Below are 20,446 nucleotides of genomic sequence, written 5' to 3' on the forward strand. Positions count from 1 at the left end.
TGGAGAGTCGATCGCCCCGCTAGGAGGACCCATGATTTACCCCGACCTCGAGATGGAGCTCCCTGGCCAGTTGCGGCGGGTGCACTTCGTCGGCATCGGTGGATCGGGCATGAGCGGCATCGCGCGTATGATGCACGCCGCGGGGGTCGCGGTCTCCGGATCCGACCGGAGCGAGAACTACAACACGCAGTCCCTGCGCGAGCTCGGCATCACCGTGTCGATCGGCCATGATGCGGCGCACGTCGCCGACGCCGAAGCGCTCGTGATCACCGGTGCGCTCTGGCAGGACAACCCGGAGTACCGGTTCGCACTCGAGCACGATCTACCGGTGCTGCACCGATCGCAGGCGCTCGCGTGGCTCGCTCGCGGTCGACGCGTCGTCTCGGTAGCGGGAGCGCACGGCAAGACCACATCGACGGGGATGCTCGTCACCGGCCTGCTGGGCGCGGGGGCCGACCCCTCGTTCGTGAACGGCGGCATCATCGAGTCGCTCGGCGTCAGCGCGGGTCCCGGCACGGATGACCTCTTCGTGATCGAGGCAGACGAGTCGGACGGCTCGTTCCTGCTGTACGACACCGCGGTCGCACTCATCACGAACGTCGACCCGGAGCACCTCGACTTCTACGGCTCGCGCGAGGCGTTCATGCGCGCCTTCGTCGATTTCGCCGGACGCGCCCGGGAGCAGGTCGTGATCTCGGCCGACGACCCCGGGGCGGGAGAAGTGCTCTCGGTGCTGCGGTCCGAGGGCGTGCGCACTCCGATCCGCACATTCGGGGAGTCCGCGGACGCGGATGTCAGGATCGTTCGGATCGACGACTCCGGTCCCGTTCGGTTCACGGTGGAGATCGGCGACGTGGAGTACTCGGGAAGCCTTCCGGTGTACGGCCGGCACAACGCGGTCAATGCCGTCGGCGCGCTCGCAGTGCTCATCGGGTTGGGGTTCGAACCGCAGACCGCGCTCGATGCCCTTTCGGGGTTCGCCGGCACGAAGCGTCGCTTCGAGTTCCACGCGGAGGTCGCCGGGGTGCGCGTCTACGACGATTACGCCCATCACCCGACCGAGGTGGCGGCGCTGCTCGACTCGGCGCGCGCGGTCGTGGGCGAGGGGCGGCTGATCGCGATCCACCAGCCCCACCTGTACAGCCGGACGCAGCACTTCCACCGCGAGTTCGCCGCGGTGCTCGAGGCCGGAGCGGACCACACCGTGGTACTCGAGGTGGATGGTGCTCGAGAGGACCCCGTACCCGAGGTGACCGGTGCACTCGTGGCCGACGACTTCGTCGATCAGGATCGCGTCGCCTACATCGACGACTGGCAGCGCGCCGCTGAGTACGTCGCGCGGATCGCGCGTCCCGGCGACGTGATGGTGACGATGAGCTGCGGAACGGTCTATCAGATCATTCCCCAGGTCGTCTCGGCCCTCCACGACCGATTCGAGTCTGTGACGCCGTGAAGCGACCGGGAGGGTTCGAGCGCGGTGCTGATCCGGAGGAGCCGGATCGCGCCGAAGCCGAGGAGTCCGCGCCGCGCGGTCTGCTCGGCCGGTTCTCGCGACGCGTTCAGGAGAGTGCTCCCGAGAACGACCCCCGGGACCCGACGGGCGAGTCGCCCGGCGACGGCGCGGACACCGCTGTGGGGCGTGCGGTGCGCGACGCGATGCGTCCCGGTGAGGGCAGCGTCGCCGCTGAGACGGTGGATCTGGGGGAGGCGCGCCTCGCTCGCGAGAGTCGCAGTCGGCCCGAAGCCCCGTCGACCGATCTCACGCGAGCCGCAGCGGGGTCGGGAGTGCTCGAGCGCGCTCGCGAGCGGTTCCGGGCAGAACCCGACCCCGTGCGGGTGGCCGGCCGTGAGGTGCGGCGCGCGCGCCGTCGCCGGAAGCGGCAGGAGCGTCGCGAACAGCGCCGGTTCTCCGTCCAGGCTCGTCGTCGCAAGCGCAATTGGCTCATCGCCCTCGGTGCGGTCGGTGCGCTCGCCCTGACCGTCGTGGTCGGAGTCTTCACGCCGTTGATGGCGGTGCAGGACATCCGGGTGGACGGTGCATCTCAGGTGTCAGAGGAGGAGATCGCCGGTGCGCTCGAGCGATTCTCGGGTGTTCCGCTCGCGCTCGTCGACGATCGCGAGATCCATCGCGCACTCGAACTGTATCCGCTGATCCAGCGCTACGGAGTCGAGCGCGTGCCGCCCCACACGCTCGTCGTGCGCATCGAAGAGCGCACGCCCGTTCTCGCCGTCGATCGGGACGACCGGTTCGACCTCTACGACCCCGCGGGCGTTCTCCTCGATCGCACCGAAGAGCGTCCTGAAGGCGTGCCTCTGGCGACCGACGGTCTCAGCAACGTGGCGTCGGACACCTACGCCTCCGCGGCGACGGTGCTGCGCGATATGCCGGACGATCTGCGGTCGCGCATCTCGACGGCCTCCGCCACCAGTGCACAGAATCTGAGTTTCGACCTGGATAGCGGGATCGAGGTCGTCTGGGGAGAGGCCACGAAGACGAATCGGAAAGTCGAGGTGCTTGAGTCGATGCTGACCGCTCTGGAGGGTAAAGACGTCGAGGTCATCGATGTCTCGTCGACCGAGGGTCCGGTCTTCCGCTGAGCACTTCGGTGGAGTTTTCGCTGACGAGTCGCGACGCGCCGGTGTGTCTCTTCGCGAATCCCCGGTGCAGACCGTAGTTTGGGGGCTGTCAATGTATACCCGAATACTAACTTTCACCTTCAACTAGAGGGTGAAGGTTGAGGGGGAGGACCCAGGTGTCAGCGAACCAGAACTATCTCGCGGTGATTAAGGTCGTCGGTGTCGGCGGCGGCGGCGTCAACGCCGTCAACCGAATGATCGAGCTCGGCCTGCGGGGCGTCGAGTTCATCGCCGTCAACACCGACGCTCAGGCGCTGCTGTTGAGCGACGCCGACGTGAAGCTCGATGTCGGGCGCGAGCTCACTCGAGGTCTCGGAGCCGGCGCGGATCCCGAGGTCGGGCGCCGTGCCGCTGAAGATCATGCGGAGGAGATCGAGGAGGCGCTGACCGGCGCCGACATGGTCTTCGTCACCGCGGGCGAGGGCGGCGGAACCGGAACCGGTGCTGCTCCTGTCGTCGCTCGGATCGCGAAATCCGTGGGTGCCCTGACCATCGGCGTCGTCACCCGTCCCTTCAGCTTCGAGGGTAAGCGCCGCGCCGCACAGGCAGACGCCGGTGTCCACGCGCTCCGCGAGGCCGTCGACACGCTCATCGTCGTGCCGAACGACCGACTGCTCGAGATCAGCGAGCCCGGCATCAGCATGATCGAGGCGTTCGCTGCCGCCGATCAGGTCCTGCTCGCCGGCGTTCAGGGCATCACGGACCTCATCACGACGCCCGGCCTCATCAACCTCGACTTCGCCGACGTGAAGTCCGTGATGCAGGGCGCGGGTGCCGCGCTGATGGGCATCGGGTCCGCACGCGGAGCGGACCGCGCGATCAAGGCAGCGGAACTCGCGGTCGCGTCGCCGCTCTTGGAGGCCTCGGTGGAGGGTGCGCACGGTGTGCTCCTCTCCATCCAGGGGTCCTCGAACCTCGCCCTCAGCGAGATCTACGAGGCCTCGTCGCTGGTCCAGGATGTGGTGCACCCCGAAGCCAACATCATCTTCGGTACCGTTATCGACGACACCCTCGGTGACGAGGTGCGCGTCACGGTCATCGCGGCAGGCTTCGACACCGAGCCGTCATCGGCGACCGGCAAGAACGAGACCGAGCGCGGTCGCCGAGGCAGCCACGTCGAGACGCTCGAAGAAGCGGGCCAGGGGCGTCCGTCGGGTGCAGAGGGTGCTGCCGCGGGCGCCGCCGTGGCAGGTGCGGGCGTTGCAGCCGCCGCAGCGCCGATCGAGTCCGACTCCTTCAGCGAAGAGATCTCGCACCCGCCGGTCGAGTCGCAGATCTCCGACCCGGCGTTCGACGGCGACGATCTCGACCTCGACATTCCCGAGTTCCTGCGCTGACCTATGCCGTCTTCCGAGAGTGTGGGGGAGCCGGGCCTCTCCGAGCGCCTGGATCAGATGCGCGCCGATATCGCCGAAGCGACGCGTCGGGCGGATCGGGAACCGGATGAACTGACACTCATCGTCGTGACCAAGTTCCACCCCGCCTCGCTCGTCCGGGAGCTCTGTGCTCTCGGCGTGCGGGACGTGGGTGAGAATCGCCATCAGGAAGCCCAGGCGAAGGCGGAAGAGCTGGCGCACCTCGATCTGCGCTGGCACTTCGTCGGCCAGCTGCAGACGAAGAAGGCCAGACAGGCGGCGAAGTACGCCCACGCGATCCACTCGATCGACCGCACCCGGCTAGTCGATGCACTCGACGACGGCGACCGGGCGATCGACGCGTTCGTGCAGATCAACCTGACAGACGACCCGGGTCGGGGCGGTGCCGCTCCCGACGAGATCGAGTCGCTCGCCGAGCGCGTTCTGAACTCGCGCGCGCTGCGTCTTCGAGGCGTCATGGCGGTCGCCCCGATCGAAGAGGATCCGGCACGCGCATTCGCGCGACTGCGCGGATACTCGGATCGCGTCCGTGCGCTGGCCCCCGAGGCCGACGCCATCTCCGCGGGGATGACGCACGACTACGCCGAAGCGATCGCCGAGGGTGCGACACACCTCCGCATCGGCACCGCAATCACCGGGAAACGCCCGGAGCACGGTTAGTCTCGAAAGTATCGGACCGTTGGGAGAAGAGTAATGAGCAACCCGCTGAAGAAGACGATGGTGTTCCTGGGCCTCGCTGAGGAGGACCTCGAGCAGCAGCAGTCCGCATCCGCGAGTCCCACCCCCAAGCCGCAGGCGGCCGAGACGGCGCCGCAGCAGTCCAGCCAGGCGCAGCGCCAGACCTCGCACCGCGGTGCGTCGGTGACGCCGCTGCGCAAGGTCACCCCCACCAAACCCGTGAGTGCACAAGCTATGAACGAGATCCTGACGGTCCATCCGACGGCCTACCGCGACGCAGCGTCGATCGCCGAGAACTTCCGCGACGGTGTTCCCGTGATCCTCAACCTGTCCCAGATGAGCGACACGGAGGCCAAGCGTCTCATCGATTTCGCCAGCGGACTGGCCATGGGTCTGCGCGGACGCATCGAGCGCGTGACGAGCAAGGTGTTCCTGCTCTCGCCCGAGCACATCGCGATCAGCGGTGACGAGGCGGACTCCACGAACGACAGCGGCTCGTTCTTCGTCGCTCCGTCCGCCTAAGCCAGCGCGCCGGTGGACATCCTCCTCTTCTCAACGCTGTTCATCCTGCGGCTGGTCATCCGCATCTACATGTTCGTCATGTGGGGCAGGTTCATTCTGGACTGGGTACGGGTGTTCAACCCGGCGTTCCGACCCAGGGGCCCGCTCCTCGTGCTGGTCGAGCTGGTGTACACGCTCACCGACCCGCCGATCAGAATGTTCCGCCGGATCCTCCCCCCGATCCGCCTGGGCCAGATCTCGCTCGACCTCGGGTGGATCCTGACCATGCTGGCCTGCATCATCCTGCTCGCATTCATTCCGGTGCCCCGATAGGGTTACCAACGCGGATTGTTTGCTAGCGTTGTACTCGATCACCCGAGTGATCCCGATAGTGAAAGAGACTCTCGAATGGCACTGACACCTGAAGACGTCGTGAATCAGAAGTTCACGATCACGAAGTTCCGAGACGGTTACGACCTGGACCAGGTCGACGACTTCCTGGACACGATCGTCGAGGAGCTTCGGCAGCACGAGCAGGAGAAGGCCGCGCTCAACGAGCAGATCGAGCGCCTCAACGGTGAACTTGAAGAGGCTCGCGCTGAGGCGGCACGCGCGACCGAGGCTGCGAACTCGGCTGCACAGGCTACGGACGCCGCACCGGCACGTGAAGCCGCCGAGGAGCGGACCATCGTCGTCGATGCACCGGCTCCGGCACCCGCCGAAACCGCGGTGGCCTCGTCGACGAACCAGAACGATGCCATCAAGTCGAGCGCCATGCTGCAGCTCGCGCTCGAACTGCACGACAAGCACATCAACGAGGGCGAAGAGAAGCGCGATCAGCTGATCCGCGATGCTCAGGAGACCTCGAAGCAGCTCATCGAGGAGGCGCAGAAGCAGCGCGCGGACGAGTTGCGCCTGCTCTCCACCGAGCGCACCGAGATCGGCACCAAGATCAAGGACCTTCGCGAGTTCGAGGGCGAGTACCGCAGCACGCTGCGTTCCTACATTCAGTCGCAGCTCCGCGGTCTCGACGGATCGCCGGAACCCTCGGGCGCGCCCGAGGGCCTCGAGTAGTCCCGGAGCGTGAACGACGCCCCATCGACCGACGGTTCCGTCGAGTCCGGAGCAACTGACGTCAGCTCCACCGACGATCAGCGCCCCGGGCGCCGGATCCGCCGACGTTGGGCACCGTGGGTGCTGCTCATCGTGGCGGCGGTCTGGTACGGCGTCGACCAGGTGACGAAGCAGTGGGTCGTCACCTCCCTTCCCGAAGGGCGGGCGATCCCGGTGCTGGGCGATGCCCTGCAGTGGCACTTCGTCCGCAACCCCGGTGCGGCCTTCTCTCTCGCTGAGGGTGCCACCTGGGTATTCACGATCCTGGCCGCGGTCGTCGCCGGGGTGATCATCTGGCAGATCCGTCGTCTGGGATCGGTGTGGTGGTCGGTGTTCCTCGGGCTGCTGCTGGGCGGTGTGCTCGGGAATCTCACCGATCGCCTCATCCGCGAACCCGGCTTCCCCGTCGGCCACGTCATCGACTTCATCTCCACTCCGTGGATGATGCCGGCGATCTACAACGTCGCCGACATCGGCATCGTGTCGGGCATGGTCCTGTTCGTCGGCATCACGCTGCTGGGGCTGCCGATCGATGGTTCCCCGAGACCACGGAAGACCGACGCTCCAGCCGTGACGCATGACGGCGCCCCGGCCGACGCGGATCCGGAAACTGCGGAGGCGCTCGACGGGAAGGCGCTCCGCGATGAGACGCGAGACGGGGGACGCGCCTGATGGAGCACCGGAGTCTTCCGGTGCCCGACGGCCTCATCGGTGAGCGGGCCGATGCCGCGCTCGCGAAGATGCTCGGATTCTCCCGGAGCGTCGCCGCCGATATCGCCGCCGCGGGCGGCGTGCACCTCGATGGACGTCCGCTCGGAAAGTCGGACCGGCTGACCGCCGATGGTTGGCTCGAAGTCAGCTGGGAGGCGAAGACCGGACCCGAGGTCGTGCCGGTCCACCTCCCCGATCTGGGCATCGTGCACGATGACGCGGACATCGTGGTCGTCGACAAGCCGGCAGGCGTCGCCGCGCACCCGTCGCTCGGCTGGAACGGGCCAACGGTGCTCGGTGCACTCGCGGGAGCGGGCTATCGCATCGCCACCTCGGGCGCGCCGGAACGACAGGGCGTGGTGCATCGACTCGACGCGGGCACCAGCGGCCTCATGGTCGTCGCGAAGAGCGAGCACGCGTACACGGTGCTGAAGCGCGCGTTCAAAGAGCGCGAGGTCGAGAAGATCTACCACTCCGTCGTGCAGGGCCACCCCGATCCGTTCTCCGGCACGATCGAGGGCCCCATCGGGCGGCACCCCGGTTCGGAGTGGAAGTTCGCGGTCACCGCGGAGGGCAAGCCGTCGGTGACCCACTACGAGACGATCGAAGCGTTCCCGTACGCGACGCTCCTCGAAGTGGAACTCGAGACGGGACGGACGCATCAGATCCGCGTACACATGTCGGCGCAGCGCCATCCGTGCGTGGGCGACACCATGTACGGCGCGGACCCGACACTCTCCGAACGCCTCGGCCTCTCACGCCAGTGGTTGCACGCCATGCGTCTCGGATTCGCGCACCCGGCGACGGGCGACACCGTCTCGTTCGAGAGCACGTACCCGCACGACCTGCAGCACGCGCTCGACGTCCTCTCGGGCGAGTAGATCCGCTCTCGCTCGGGCGTCTCGAGGCTCGTCTTCCGGCGTCCGCGCCAGTAGTCTCGACGGAGAAGCCCACCGTCGAAAGGATGCCCATGTCGGTCGTCAAGATCAACGCCATCACCGTTCCCGAGGGATCGGGTGCCGAACTCGAGCAGCGCTTCGCCGCCCGCAAGCACGCCGTCGACGGGTCGCCAGGCTTCCTCGGATTCGAACTGCTGCGGCCGACGCAGGGTGAAACCCGGTACTTCGTCATCACCCGCTGGGAGTCCGAAGCAGACTTCGTCGCCTGGCGCGACTCGCGCAGCAACGCGAACGCCCACGCCGCCCCGGAGGGCGAAGCGCCGCGAAAGCCGGTCGCGAGCGGTGCCGACCTGCTCGAGTTCGAGGTCGTCGAGCTCGATTGAGCGCTCCCGCACGTGCCGACCTGGTGCGACTGCGCGCGACGGCAGAGGACCGGGAGGCGCGCGCACGGGCCGCCCTTGACGCTCTGACGAGGGACCGCGTCGGAGAGGCCGACGACGATGAGCACGATCCCGAGGGCGTCACCCTCTCATCCGAGTGGTCGAGACTGCACGGGCTGTTGGACGCCGCGATCGCCGATGCCGAGCAGAGCGACGCCGCCCTCATCCGCTGGGACGCGGGCGCCTACGGGATCTGCATCGACTGCCGTCGCGCCATCCCCGCGGCGCGCCTCGAGGCGCGACCCTTCGCGGACCGCTGCGTCCCGTGCGCGGAGCGCGCCGGGCACTGAGCCGGCCCGCTGAGCCTGCGCCCCGACCCCACCCCGCCCTCGCCGAGATTGCAGTTTGTCGGCTTTCGGTACCAGTGAAGCCAGCAGAAGTGCAATCTCGGCGAGGGATCGCGCCAAGGTGCCGCCCGCCGCGCCGACGGATCGCGCCGTCGCGGGCGAGCGGTATCCTGGGGTGGCACGGCCAGGCAGGCACGGTGCGCGACGAACGAGGAGCGCGATTGGCGAACCAGGACAGCTTCGTACATCTGCACACGCACAGCGAGTACTCGATGCTCGACGGAGCTGCGCGCGTCGGCGATCTCATGGATGCGGTCGTGGCGCAGAACATGCCGGCGATCGCCGTCACGGACCACGGCAACACCTTCGGCGCGTTCGATTTCTGGAAGCAGGCGAAGGATCGGGGCGTGAACCCGATCATCGGTATCGAGGCGTATCTCACTCCGGGCACGCATCGCGGCGATCGCACGCGCGTGAAGTGGGGCGACGGTGCGGGCGACGACGTGTCGGGTGCGGGCGCCTACACGCATATGACGCTGCTGTCGGAGTCGACTGCCGGCATGCACAATCTCTTCCGGCTGTCGAGTTACGCGTCGCTGCAGGGCTACTACTTCAAGCCTCGCATGGACCGTGAACTGCTGCAGACGTACGGGAAGGGCATCATCGCGACGACGGGATGCCCCTCCGGCGAGGTGCAGACGCGTCTGCGCCTGGGCCAGTACGATGAGGCGCGGAAGGCGGCGGCCGAGTTCCAGGACATCTTCGGCAAAGAGAACTTCTTCTGCGAGCTCATGGATCACGGACTCGACATCGAGCGCCAGGTGCAGAGCGATCTGCTCCGACTCTCCAAAGATCTGCAGATCCCGCTCGTCGCGACGAACGACCTCCACTACGTGCATGAGGCCGATGCCGAGGCGCACTCGGCACTCCTGTGCGTGCAGTCCGGGTCGCGACTCGACGACCCGAACCGCTTCCAGTTCAACGGGTCGGGCTACTACCTCAAATCGGCTGCGGAGATGCGGCACCTGTTCCGCGACTACCCGGAGGCGTGCGACAACACCCTGCTCATCGCCGAACGGTGCTCGACCGAGTTCAACACGTCCGCCAACTACATGCCGAACTTCCCGGTTCCCGAAGGCGAGAGCGAGGAGAGCTGGTTCGTGAAGGAGGTCGAGCGCGGCCTCCATTACCGGTATCCGAGCGGCATCCCCGATGAGGTGCGCAAGCAGGCCGAGTACGAGATCGGCGTGATCGTGCAGATGGGATTCCCCGGCTACTTCCTCGTCGTCGCCGACTTCATCAACTGGTCGAAAGACAACGGGATCCGGGTGGGCCCCGGTCGCGGTTCGGGTGCCGGTTCCATGGTCGCCTACGCGATGAGGATCACTGACCTCGACCCTCTGCAGCACGGGCTCATCTTCGAGCGCTTCCTCAACCCGGATCGCGTCTCCATGCCCGACTTCGACGTCGACTTCGATGATCGCCGTCGCGGCGAGGTCATCAAGTACGTGACCGAGAAGTACGGCGATGAGCGGGTCGCCCAGATCGTCACGTACGGCACGATCAAGTCGAAGCAGGCGCTGAAGGACTCGAGCCGCGTGCTCGGGTTCCCCTTCGGCATGGGGGAGAAGCTCACGAAGGCGATGCCCCCGGCGGTGATGGCGAAAGACATCCCGCTCGCCGGCATTACGAACCCCGAGCATCCGCGGTACAAGGAAGCAGCGGAATTTCGCACCGTGATCGCCGAGGATCCGGAGGCGAAACTCGTGTACGACACCGCGCTCGGGCTCGAGGGGCTCAAACGACAGTGGGGCGTCCATGCCGCGGGTGTGATCATGTCGAGCGACCCGCTCATCGACATCATCCCGCTGCAGAAGCGGGAGCAGGACGGCCAGATCGTCACGCAGTTCGATTATCCGACCTGCGAGGGTCTCGGCCTCATCAAGATGGACTTCCTGGGACTGCGCAACCTCACGATCATCTCGGATGCGATCGAGAACATTCGCGAGAACCGCGACGAGGAACTCGATCTCGAAACCCTCGAACTCGAAGACCAGGCATCGTACGACCTCCTCGCCAAGGGCGATACGCTCGGTGTCTTCCAGCTCGACGGCGGTCCGATGCGTGGTCTGCTCCGGCTGATGAAGCCCGACAACTTCGAGGACATCTCCGCCGTCCTCGCCCTCTACCGACCGGGACCGATGGGCGCCGACTCCCACACCAACTACGCGCTGCGCAAGAACGGTCTGCAGGAGATCACCCCGATCCATCCGGAGCTCGAGGAACCGCTCCGCGATGTCCTCGACACGACATACGGGCTCATCATCTACCAGGAGCAGGTGATGTCGATCGCTCAGAAGGTCGCCGGTTTCTCCTTGGGGCAAGCCGATATTCTGCGACGGGCGATGGGCAAGAAGAAGAAGTCGGAGCTCGATAAGCAGTACGCCGGCTTCTCGCAGGGCATGAAGGATCGGGGGTACTCCGAAGCAGCCGTTACGGCGCTGTGGAACATTCTGCTGCCCTTCTCGGACTATGCCTTCAACAAGGCGCACTCGGCGGCATACGGGCTGGTGAGCTACTGGACGGCCTACCTGAAGGCGCATTATCCGGCCGAGTACATGGCGGCGCTCTTGACGAGCGTCGGAGACTCGAAAGACAAGCTGGCGCTGTATCTCAACGAGTGCCGGCGTATGGGCATCAAGGTGCTGCCACCCGATGTGAACACGTCGGTGGTCAACTTCGCCGCAGTCGGCGACGACATCAGGTTCGGTCTCGGTGCGATTCGCAACGTTGGCGTGCACGTCGTGGAGGGCATCCGTCAGGCTCGCGAGCGCGAGGGCGACTTCGTGACGTTCCACGAGTTCTTGAAGCAGGTGCCGATGCCGGTGCTGAACAAGCGCACCATCGAGTCCTTGATCAAGGCGGGAGCCTTCGACATGATGCGGGCGACCCGTCGCGCGCTGGTGGAGATCCACGAGACCGCCGTCGAAAGTGCCGTGAAGCAGAAGCGGGACGCCGAGAACGGGAACGTCGGGTTCGATTTCGACAGTCTGTTCGCCGAGGCGGCCGAGCAGGGGGACGACACCGTCGCCGAATCACAGGTACCCGATCGACCCGAGTGGACGAAGAAGGACAAGCTGGCGTTCGAGCGCGAGATGCTCGGCCTCTACGTTTCCGACCATCCGCTGCGCGGACTGGATGCCGTGCTTGCGAAAGAGGCCTCCGCGACCGTCGAGCAGATCACGAACCCCGATTCGAACTTCGACGGTGAGATCGTCACGGTCGCCGGGCTGCTGACGAGTGTGCAGCATCGTACGGCGAAGTCGGGCAATCTCTACGGGATGATCACGATCGAAGATTTCACCGGTGAGATTCAGGCGCTCTTCATGGGGAAGTCCTATACCGAGTTCGGTCGTCAATTGCAGCCGGACACGATCGTCGCCATCCGCGGGAAGGTCAACGCCCGCGACGACGGCATGTCGATGCACGCCTACGGGGTGAAGCCGATCGACACCTCTTCCCAGAACGACGACGAAACGCTCACCATTTCGCTCGCGGATCATCGAGCCACCGAGCCGCTCATGAACGACCTGAAAGAGACCCTGCGTCGGCATCAGGGGAGCAGCGAGGTCCGATTGAATCTCGCGACGGCGAACGGGATCCGCGTGTTCGAAGTTCCGTTCCAGGTGCGGGTCTCCACGGATCTGTTCGGTGAGCTGAAAGGGCTGCTCGGACCCCGCTGCCTCATGTCGGCGGAAGATCAGTGAGCGGTTACCCGATCGAAACATGACGGGACTAGGGTGAGGGGCATGTCAACGGAGCAGGAGCACATCATCAGTGCGCTGGGAAGCGTGCCCACCATCGACCCGGCGACCGAGATCGAGCGCCGTGTCGCCTTCCTCGTCGCCTACGCGCGTTCCGTGCCAGGAGTGCGCGGTTTCGTGCTGGGCATCTCGGGAGGGCAGGACTCGTCGCTCGCGGGAAGAATCGGGCAGCTCGCCGCTGAGCGCCTTCGGGCTGAGGGAAGCGACGCGCGGTTCGTCGCGGTCCGCCTGCCGTACCGCGAGCAGCACGATGAGGACGACGCGCGATTGGCCCTCGAGTTCATTGCACCGGACGAGTCGATGACGGTTGCCATTGGGGCGGCGGTCGACGAGATCACGGACGCCGTTTCGGCGGGCAGCGGTGAGCGGGTGACCGATTTCACGAAGGGCAACGTCAAGGCGCGTATGCGCATGGTGGCGCAGTACACCGTCGCCGGCGACCGCGGGTTGCTCGTGATCGGCACCGACCATGCCGCTGAAGCAGTGACCGGGTTCTACACGAAGCACGGCGACGGGGCGGCTGATGTGCTTCCGCTGTCCGGCCTCACGAAGGGGCAGGGAGCTGCCATGCTCGCGCACCTCGGAGCTCCCGATCGTCTCTGGACGAAGATTCCCACTGCCGACCTGCTCGACGACGATCCGGGCCAGTCGGATGAGCAGAGTCTCGGCGTGAGTTACACCGAGATCGACGCCTACTTGCAGGGGAACGCCGTCGACTCCGCGGTCGCCGAGAACCTCGAGCGACGATACACTGCGACCGAGCACAAACGGCGCATGCCCGTGACACCGGACGACACGTGGTGGATGGGCGAGAAGGAGGTTCGGTGACGATGACGACGACATTCGTTCTGGCAGGAGGCTGCTTCTGGTGCCTCGACGCGGCGTACCGGCAGATGCGGGGCGTGCACGACGTGGTGTCCTGCTACACCGGCGGACAGACCGATCACCCTACCTACGAGTCGGTGTGCACGGGCGGTACCGGCCACGCCGAGGCAGTGGCGGTGACGTTCGATGAGTCGGAACTGCCGGCACAGGTTGTGCTCGACGCCTTCTTCACGATGCATGACCCGACGCAGCTCAACCGTCAAGGCGCCGATGTCGGTACCCAGTATCGATCGGCGATGTTCCCGGCCGACGATGAGCAGCGAGTGCTCTTCGAGGCGGCCCGGGAGCGCGCCGGGGAATGGTGGCCCGGAGAAATTGTGACCACGATCGAACCGCTGGGTGAGGTCACCCGTGCAGAGGAGTATCACCAGGACTTCTTCGCGAAGAATCCGACGCAGGGGTATTGCCTCGCCGTCGCCGTGCCGAAGGTGAACAAGGTCAGGGCACAGTTCAGCGAGTACCTTCGCGCCTGACGGGGTCTGCGGATCAGAACGGAGTCGCCGGGTCGGGATCGTCGGCGAGGGCGAGTGCTGATGCGTCGTTCGACGCCGCATCGTCCCGAGAAGAGTGATTGTCGTCTCCGGGGTCGGTCGTGCTTCCGATTCGGCGCGCAAACTGCGTGACACCCCAGCGGAGGTCGTGCCCGAGGGCCTCCGCGTCCACCTCCACCGCGGTGCCCGAGCGTTCTTCGGTCTCCCACCGGCGGATGCGGAGGCGTCCGACGATGACCACGCGGTCACCCTTGCGCAGCGAGCGTGAGGCATGGTCTGCGAGGCCGCGGAAAGCCGTCACACCGAACCAATTGGTGTCCCCATCGACCCACGTCCCTTGTTCACGGTCGTATCTGCGCTCATTGCTCGCCACGCGGAACGAGCAGCGGGCGGTGCCGCCCGCCGGGTGCAGAAACCGCGGGTCGGTCGCGATCGTGCCGATCACGCTGATGGGTGTGCTCATGGGGATACCTCGTCTCGTGGCGCCGAACGGTCAGGTGGCTGGCGTCGCCCCGGCGGGTGTGCCGGAGCGACGCCGGTCGAGCGAAGCGGTGCGCCACGCCGATCGCGCCGCTCGATCCGGTACCAGTCTCGAGCCGCGGCGCGGGCGTTGTCGCTCGCGCTGAAGTTCTGTGGAGAGCTACCGGCCATGCACCGGTGCTCGGTCGCTGGGGACAAGTGAGCGGGCGAGTCCCGCGGGCGTTTCCCGTAGACTCGGTCCCGTGGCGAATACGTATCGGCGAGACGGAGGGCGGGTGCGAGGGCGACCCTCGAATATTCGACGCGCAGCCGCGTCCGGCGCCATCGCGCTCATGCTGACCTCGCTGACCGGATGCTTCCTCCTGGAGGGGCCGAGTCCGCGAACTCCCGAACGGACGGCGCCGGTTGAGCCCGAGACCGCGCCCGAATTCATGCCTGACGGCTCGGCTACAGACAATCTGCCCTATTTCACCGAGGTGCTGCGACAGTACAGCGCCGGCGACGGTCCCGTGGAAGGGCAGCCGATCGTGAACGCCGTCGCCGAGTCGGGTTTCGACAAGTCCGCGATGAGCGTGAGCTTCGACGAGTCGAAGACCGGGTACGCCGCCGACAGCATCTTCGTGTCGGTGCGTATCGGACCGGACTGTCTCCTCGGTCAGATCGCAGCCGAGGGGCGGGGTTTCGCTGCTGAGGCGGAGCCGGCGATCGGTCCCGACCAGGATGTGTGCTTGATCGGCGAGACGCGTCCGATCGACTGGTAAGGCGGCGGCAGACCTGCTCGACAGGGTATCCTGGCGGGATGGCTGAGTACATTTACCAGATGGTGCGCGCGCGCAAGGCGCACGGCGACAAGGTGATCCTCGATGATGTGACGACGGCGATCCTGCCGGGAGCGAAGATCGGTGTGGTGGGGCCGAACGGCGCCGGCAAGTCGACGATCCTGAAGATCATCGCCGGGCTCGACACGCCGTCGAACGGCGACGCGATCCTCACGCCGGGATACTCCGTGGGCATCTTGATGCAGGAGCCCGAGCTCGACGAGGAGAAGACCGTGCTCGAGAACGTCGAGCAGGGCGTCGGCGAGATCAAGGCGAAGCTCGACCGTTTCAACGAGATCTCGGCCGAGATGGCGAACCCCGATGCCGATTACGACGTGCTGCTGCCCGAGATGGGCGAGCTGCAGGAGGCCATCGATCACGTCGACGGCTGGGAGCTGGAAGGGCAGCTCGAGCAGGCGATGGACGCGCTGCGCTGCCCGCCGGCGGATGCCGTCGTCAAGCACCTCTCCGGTGGTGAGAAGCGCCGCGTCGCCCTGTGCAAGCTGCTGCTCGAGAAGCCCGACCTGCTCCTGCTCGACGAGCCCACGAACCACCTCGACGCTGAGAGCGTGCTCTGGCTGGAGCAGCACCTCTCGAAGTACCCCGGCGCGGTCATGGCCGTCACGCACGATCGGTACTTCCTGGACCACGTCGCCACCTGGATCTGCGAGGTCGACCGCGGTCGGCTCTACCCGTACGAGGGCAACTACTCGACTTACCTCGAGCAGAAGGCCGCGCGTCTCGAGGTGCAGGGCAAGAAGGACGCGAAGCTGCAGAAACGTCTGAAAGAAGAACTCGACTGGGTGCGCTCGAACACGAAGGGCCGCCAGGCGAAGTCGAAGGCCCGCCTCGCGCGGTACGAGGAGATGGCCGCGGAGGCCGAGCGCACCCGCAAGCTCGACTTCGAGGAGATCCAGATCCCCGCCGGCCCGCGTCTCGGCAACCTCGTGCTCGAGGCGAAGAACCTCCAGAAGGGCTTCGGGGACCGGACGCTCATCGACGGACTCTCGTTCTCGTTGCCCCGCAACGGCATCGTCGGCATCATCGGCCCGAACGGCGTCGGAAAGACGACGCTCTTCAAGACCGTCGTCGGCGTCGAGCCGCTCGACGGTGGCGAGCTGAAGATCGGTGACACCGTGCAGCTCAGCTACGTCGACCAGTCGCGCGGCGGCATCGACCCCGAGAAGAATGTGTGGGAGGTCGTGTCTGACGGACTCGACTACATCCAGGTCGGCAAGACCGAGATCCCTTCGCGCGCCTACGTCTCGACGTTCGGTTTCAAGGGGCCGGATCAGCAGAAGAAGGCCGGCGTGCTCTCCGGCGGTGAGCGCAACCGACTCAATCTGGCGCTGACGCTGAAGCAGGGCGGCAATGTGCTGCTGCTCGATGAGCCGACGAACGACCTCGACGTCGAGACGCTCACGAGCCTGGAAAACGCGCTGCTCGAGTTTCCGGGCTGCGCCGTCGTCATCACCCACGACCGGTGGTTCCTCGACCGCATCGCGACGCACATCCTCGCCTACGAGGGCACCGAGGAGAACCCGGCGAACTGGTACTGGTTCGAGGGCAACTTCGAGGCCTACGAGGAGAACAAGATCGAGCGTCTCGGCCCGGAGGCGGCGAAGCCGTCGCGCATGACGTACCGCAAGCTGACGCGCGACTGATCGGAGTCGATGCATGGCGCGATGGAGTGTCTCGATGGAGCTCCGCTGGGGCGACCAGGACGCGTACGGGCACGTGAATAACGTCGCTTTCGCGCGGTACCTGGAAGAGGCGCGGGTGCGCACGTTCTGGCCGGGCGCCGGCGGTGAACGGAACGGCATGGAGGGGCACTTCCGGGGCGACATCCCCGGGGGGCCCAAGATGCTCGTGGCGAACCAGCAGATCGAGTTCGTGCGCGTGCTCGAGTACGCGGATGCTCCGATCGCCGTGGAGATCTGGATCGGGAAGCTCGGCGGTTCGAGCCTCGAGCTCCACTACGAGATCAGCGCCGGCGGTGAGGGGAGCGACGTCGTCGCTCGCGCGATCACCACGATCGTCATCGTCGACGGGGAGTCGCTGCGCCCGCAGCGACTCTCCGACGCGGCGCGGGCATCGATCGAACCGTGGTGCGACGCACCGGTGTCGATGCGGCGGGGGTGACCTCCGCGGCATCGACGCGCGGCTACTCCGCGGGGAGGCGGATCATCGACTCCTGCGACACGCTCGCCACGAGCGCGCCGCTCGGGTTGTAGAAGCGTCCGTGTGCGAGCCCGCGTCCGCCCTGCGACGTGGGGGAGTCGAGTTCGTAGAGCAGCCAGTCGTCGACGCGGAACGGGCGGTGGAACCACATGGAATGATCCAGACTGGCGACGCGGAGGCCAGGCGTCGCCCACGGAATGCCGTGCTGTCTCGCGATGGGTTCGAGCAGCAGGTAGTCGCTGGCGAAGGCGAGCGCTGCGGCGTGCAGCAGGTGGCCGGCGGGGAGGGCGTCGCGCGACCGCATCCAGACCCGTTGCCGGTTCGTTCGCTCAGAGACCCGCAGGATGATGTCGGACTCGACGTAGCGGAAGTCGAAGGGCCGGTTCAGGACCCATGAGGCGCGTCCGGATCCCGCGAGATGACCGTAGGTGTCCCAGACGGTCGGCAGCTCGTCAGGCTCCGGGATCCCGGTCATCTCGATGGAGTCCTGGTGCTCGAGACCCGAGTCGGGGCGTTGGAACGACGCGATCATCGACATGAGGACGTCGCCGTTCTGGTAGGCCTGTGAGCGCCGCGTCGAGAAGGATCGACCGTCGTGCAGGCGCGCGACCTCGAACGTCATGCGTTCGGAGCTGTCACCCGGACGCAGGAAGTACCCGTGCATCGAATGGATCTCGAGGGCGTCGTCGACCGTTCCGCCTGCGGCGGAGATCGCCTGTCCGAGGACCTGCCCCCCGAACGATCGACCGTGCGGCGTCGGGAGGGCGGGACCGGTCAGGATGTCCTCCCGCGTGCGGGCGCCCGAGTCGATGACGGAGAGCATCTCGACGAGGTCGGGGGTCTGGGTCATGTGAGGCCTCCTGTGGCCGCGGGGGTCAGGTGTGCGTCCCCAGTCTAGGAGGTGCCGCGCAGCGCACCCGGATAGTGTGGAGCTCGTGTCCACACCCTCTCTCGGCTCCCTCATCTTTCGCGGCTCGGCGGACCTCGACGATCTGCGGCGGTTCCTGGAACGGCTCGAACGAGCGGGGTCTCCCGAGGTTCGGCTGCTCTCGCGCGACGATGTGCTCGCGGTGTACGGGTGCACGCAGGCGCCTCGCGGATTGACCGACGGGATCCCGGTCGTGCTCGTGATGCGCGGGTGGTCGCTCGCCGAGACGCCGGTGGAGCCCGTCGACGTCACGGTCCTCGCGAGGTCGCTGTTGGATCGCCTGGCGCGCATCAGCGACGACGAGCGAGAGCTGGTGCTCCCCGATGTGACGGCTATGGCCGCGTGGACCGGGGTGCTGCCGCCTGTGGAGGGATGGCGGTCGGCGGGTGAGATCGATGCCGGGTCCCTCGCGCGCGTCGCCCGCGAGGGCAGCGAACGCGTCGCGGCGGCGCTTCCGGACAACCCGGGAGAGGCGGTCGTGCACAAGGTCAGATCATCGGTGTGGGGTCTTGAAATGGCTCCAGGCATCCCGGCCGCGGCTGCCTTCGCCGCCGAGACGATGGGGTTCCTGTCCGGCGCCGAGACGGTGCGCGTTTCGCGCACCGTGACCTGGGTGCGACTGAGCAGTGGCCACGGTCACGTCGTCGTGCGGGCGCTGCTCGGCTGACCCCCTGAAAACGTTGCCCGGCAGTCCGCTCGGGTCCATCCGCTAGACTGTCGTGGTCAACCCCTGAGGAGTATTTCAATGGCCAATGTGAACGGGATCATCGATCCGCCCATCGACGACCTGCTGGAGAAGGTGGACTCGAAGTACGCTCTCGTGACCTTCGCCTCGCAGCGCGCGCGTCAGATCAACGACTACTACACCGATCTGCACGACGGGAACCTCTTCGACAACGTGGGGCCGCTCGTCGACTCCTCGGTCGATGACAAGCCGCTGTCGATCGCGCTGCACGAGATCGTCGAAGACAAGCTCGAGATCACCGCCAAGGGCGTTTAGTCCGTGGCGCTGCGGCAGTTCACGTCAGAGTCGGTCACCGAGGGGCACCCCGATAAGATCTGCGATCGCATCTCCGACACGATCCTCGATGCGATGCTCGATCAGGATCCGGGTGCCAGGGTCGCTGTCGAGACACTGGTCACAACGGGACTGGTCCACGTCGCCGGCGAGGTGTCGACCTCGGGCTACGTCGAGATCCCGCAGCTGGTGCGCCAGGCGATCCGCGGAATCGGCTATACGAGTTCCGACATGGGGTTCGATGCGTCCTCCTGCGGTGTGTCGGTATCGATCGGGCAGCAGTCTCCCGACATCGCGAGTGGCGTGGACAGCTCGCTGGAGCAGCGCAGCGGCACGCTCGATGACGCGTTGAGCAGTCAGGGCGCGGGCGATCAGGGCATCATGTTCGGATTCGCCACCGATGAGACTCCCGAACTGCATCCGCTGCCGAGCTGGATCGCGCATCGCCTCGCCGAGCGCCTCACGGATGCGCGCAAGCGCGGCATCGTGCCCGAGCTGCGTCCCGACGGCAAGACCCAGGTGACGATCGGGTACGACGGCGATCGTGCCGCTTCGGTGGAGGCAGTCGTGCTGTCGACGCAGCACAGCAGGGATATCTCTCAGCACGCGCTGCGCGAGGTCGTCGAGCGCGAGGTCATCCGGCCCGTGCTCGAGCAGGTCGAGCTCTCGAGCGCCGATACCGAGCTCCTCATCAATCCCGCCGGGCCGTTCGTGGTCGGCGGCCCGATGGGCGACGCCGGATTGACCGGTCGCAAAATCATCATCGACACCTACGGCGGCTGGTCCAGGCACGGTGGCGGCGCGTTCAGCGGGAAGGACCCGTCGAAGGTCGACCGCTCAGCCGCGTACGCCATGCGCTGGGTCGCGAAGCACGTCGTGCGTGCCGGTCTGGCGCGTCGTGCGGAGCTGCAAGTGGCCTACGCCATCGGACGAGCGCACCCCGTCGGCCTGTACGTCGAAACCTTCGGAACCGAGACGGTGCCGGTTGAGCGGATCGAGTCGGCGGTGCGCGAGGTCTTCGACCTGCGACCCCTCGCGATCATCCGCGATCTGCAGCTGATCCGGCCGATCTACGCGAAGACGTCGGCCTACGGTCATTTCGGCCGGGAGCTGCCCGAGTTCACGTGGGAGGCCACGCCGCGCATCGACGAGTTGCGCGCAGCCGCGGGTCTCTGAGCC

Annotated in this window: 22 protein-coding genes; 20 read left to right on the forward strand and 2 right to left on the reverse strand. The window is 66.6% G+C overall.

Going from position 1 to position 20,446, the window contains the following annotated elements; genetic code table 11:
• Positions 1-31 precede the first annotated feature (31 nt).
• The 14 genes from murC to msrA all read left to right on the forward strand — a co-directional run bounded on the left by murC (position 32) and on the right by msrA (position 13,824).
• Entirely contained in the window at positions 32-1,453 is a 1,422-nt protein-coding gene (murC, locus tag J4H85_RS07200; protein WP_208238286.1) for a UDP-N-acetylmuramate--L-alanine ligase, read from the forward strand.
• Entirely contained in the window at positions 1,450-2,598 is a 1,149-nt protein-coding gene (locus J4H85_RS14260) for a cell division protein FtsQ/DivIB (RefSeq protein WP_208238288.1), read from the forward strand. Before murC ends, J4H85_RS14260 begins: the two co-directional genes overlap by 4 nt.
• Positions 2,599-2,753: 155 nt before the next feature.
• Complete coding sequence (gene ftsZ, locus J4H85_RS07210) at positions 2,754-3,974, forward strand: cell division protein FtsZ (RefSeq protein WP_208238290.1); 1,221 nt, start codon at positions 2,754-2,756, stop codon at positions 3,972-3,974.
• A 3-nt stretch (positions 3,975-3,977) separates the two neighbouring features.
• The gene (locus J4H85_RS07215) at positions 3,978-4,673 is read left to right on the forward strand and encodes a YggS family pyridoxal phosphate-dependent enzyme (RefSeq protein ID WP_243893579.1); all 696 of its coding nucleotides are present in this window, start codon (positions 3,978-3,980) and stop codon (positions 4,671-4,673) included.
• Between the two features lie 33 nt (positions 4,674-4,706).
• Entirely contained in the window at positions 4,707-5,213 is a 507-nt protein-coding gene (locus tag J4H85_RS07220; protein ID WP_208238292.1) for a cell division protein SepF, read from the forward strand.
• Positions 5,214-5,225: 12 nt separating this feature from the next.
• On the forward strand, positions 5,226-5,525 hold the full coding sequence (locus J4H85_RS07225; protein ID WP_208238294.1) for a YggT family protein: 300 nt from the start codon (positions 5,226-5,228) through the stop codon (positions 5,523-5,525).
• A 75-nt stretch (positions 5,526-5,600) separates the two neighbouring features.
• Positions 5,601-6,266, forward strand: coding sequence for a DivIVA domain-containing protein (locus tag J4H85_RS07230; protein ID WP_208238296.1), 666 nt, complete (start codon positions 5,601-5,603; stop codon positions 6,264-6,266).
• 9 nt (positions 6,267-6,275) lie between these two features.
• The gene (gene lspA / locus J4H85_RS07235; RefSeq protein WP_307863492.1) at positions 6,276-6,977 is read left to right on the forward strand and encodes a signal peptidase II; all 702 of its coding nucleotides are present in this window, start codon (positions 6,276-6,278) and stop codon (positions 6,975-6,977) included.
• Positions 6,977-7,897, forward strand: coding sequence for an RluA family pseudouridine synthase (locus J4H85_RS07240; protein ID WP_208238299.1), 921 nt, complete (start codon positions 6,977-6,979; stop codon positions 7,895-7,897). The genes lspA and J4H85_RS07240 overlap by 1 nt, the downstream gene beginning before the upstream one ends.
• An 89-nt stretch (positions 7,898-7,986) precedes the next feature.
• Complete coding sequence (locus tag J4H85_RS07245) at positions 7,987-8,298, forward strand: antibiotic biosynthesis monooxygenase family protein (protein ID WP_208238301.1); 312 nt, start codon at positions 7,987-7,989, stop codon at positions 8,296-8,298.
• Positions 8,295-8,645: a TraR/DksA family transcriptional regulator gene (locus J4H85_RS07250; RefSeq protein ID WP_208238303.1), complete on the forward strand. Its 351-nt coding sequence runs from the start codon at positions 8,295-8,297 to the stop codon at positions 8,643-8,645. The genes J4H85_RS07245 and J4H85_RS07250 overlap by 4 nt, the downstream gene beginning before the upstream one ends.
• A 269-nt stretch (positions 8,646-8,914) precedes the next feature.
• On the forward strand, positions 8,915-12,409 hold the full coding sequence (gene dnaE / locus J4H85_RS07255; RefSeq protein ID WP_372440204.1) for a DNA polymerase III subunit alpha: 3,495 nt from the start codon (positions 8,915-8,917) through the stop codon (positions 12,407-12,409).
• A gap of 42 nt (positions 12,410-12,451) precedes the next feature.
• Entirely contained in the window at positions 12,452-13,294 is an 843-nt protein-coding gene (gene nadE / locus J4H85_RS07260; protein ID WP_208238307.1) for an NAD(+) synthase, read from the forward strand.
• A 2-nt stretch (positions 13,295-13,296) separates the two neighbouring features.
• Positions 13,297-13,824, forward strand: a complete 528-nt coding sequence (gene msrA, locus J4H85_RS07265; protein ID WP_208238309.1) for a peptide-methionine (S)-S-oxide reductase MsrA — start codon at positions 13,297-13,299, stop codon at positions 13,822-13,824.
• Positions 13,825-13,837: 13 nt separating this feature from the next.
• Here the strand turns inward: msrA and J4H85_RS07270 are convergent, their stop codons facing one another.
• Positions 13,838-14,305: a single-stranded DNA-binding protein gene (locus J4H85_RS07270; RefSeq protein WP_208238311.1), complete on the reverse strand. Its 468-nt coding sequence runs from the start codon at positions 14,303-14,305 to the stop codon at positions 13,838-13,840.
• A 259-nt stretch (positions 14,306-14,564) separates the two neighbouring features.
• On the opposite strand from J4H85_RS07270, the gene J4H85_RS07275 reads away from it, so the two are divergent.
• Genes J4H85_RS07275 through J4H85_RS07285 form a run of 3 tightly spaced genes read left to right on the forward strand, consistent with a single transcriptional unit; the run spans position 14,565 to position 17,282 of the window.
• Positions 14,565-15,083, forward strand: a complete 519-nt coding sequence (locus J4H85_RS07275) for a DUF6993 domain-containing protein (protein ID WP_307863494.1) — start codon at positions 14,565-14,567, stop codon at positions 15,081-15,083.
• 38 nt (positions 15,084-15,121) lie between these two features.
• On the forward strand, positions 15,122-16,804 hold the full coding sequence (ettA, locus tag J4H85_RS07280) for an energy-dependent translational throttle protein EttA (protein WP_208238312.1): 1,683 nt from the start codon (positions 15,122-15,124) through the stop codon (positions 16,802-16,804).
• 13 nt (positions 16,805-16,817) lie between these two features.
• Complete coding sequence (locus J4H85_RS07285) at positions 16,818-17,282, forward strand: acyl-CoA thioesterase (RefSeq protein WP_208238314.1); 465 nt, start codon at positions 16,818-16,820, stop codon at positions 17,280-17,282.
• Between the two features lie 22 nt (positions 17,283-17,304).
• On the opposite strand, the gene J4H85_RS07290 is transcribed toward J4H85_RS07285, so the two are convergent.
• The gene (locus tag J4H85_RS07290; protein WP_208238316.1) at positions 17,305-18,171 is read right to left on the reverse strand and encodes an acyl-CoA thioesterase; all 867 of its coding nucleotides are present in this window, start codon (positions 18,169-18,171) and stop codon (positions 17,305-17,307) included.
• 85 nt (positions 18,172-18,256) lie between these two features.
• On the opposite strand from J4H85_RS07290, the gene J4H85_RS07295 reads away from it, so the two are divergent.
• The 3 genes from J4H85_RS07295 (at position 18,257) to metK (ending at position 20,443) form a co-directional block, all read left to right on the forward strand.
• Positions 18,257-18,916: a DUF8185 domain-containing protein gene (locus tag J4H85_RS07295; RefSeq protein WP_307863496.1), complete on the forward strand. Its 660-nt coding sequence runs from the start codon at positions 18,257-18,259 to the stop codon at positions 18,914-18,916.
• Between the two features lie 78 nt (positions 18,917-18,994).
• Positions 18,995-19,249: a DNA-directed RNA polymerase subunit omega gene (rpoZ, locus tag J4H85_RS07300; RefSeq protein WP_208238318.1), complete on the forward strand. Its 255-nt coding sequence runs from the start codon at positions 18,995-18,997 to the stop codon at positions 19,247-19,249.
• A 3-nt stretch (positions 19,250-19,252) separates the two neighbouring features.
• On the forward strand, positions 19,253-20,443 hold the full coding sequence (gene metK, locus J4H85_RS07305; RefSeq protein ID WP_208238319.1) for a methionine adenosyltransferase: 1,191 nt from the start codon (positions 19,253-19,255) through the stop codon (positions 20,441-20,443).
• The last annotated feature ends 3 nt before the right edge of the window (positions 20,444-20,446 follow it).

Origin of the sequence: Leucobacter tardus (genome assembly GCF_017583045.1) — a bacterium.
Classification (GTDB): domain Bacteria; phylum Actinomycetota; class Actinomycetes; order Actinomycetales; family Microbacteriaceae; genus Leucobacter; species Leucobacter tardus.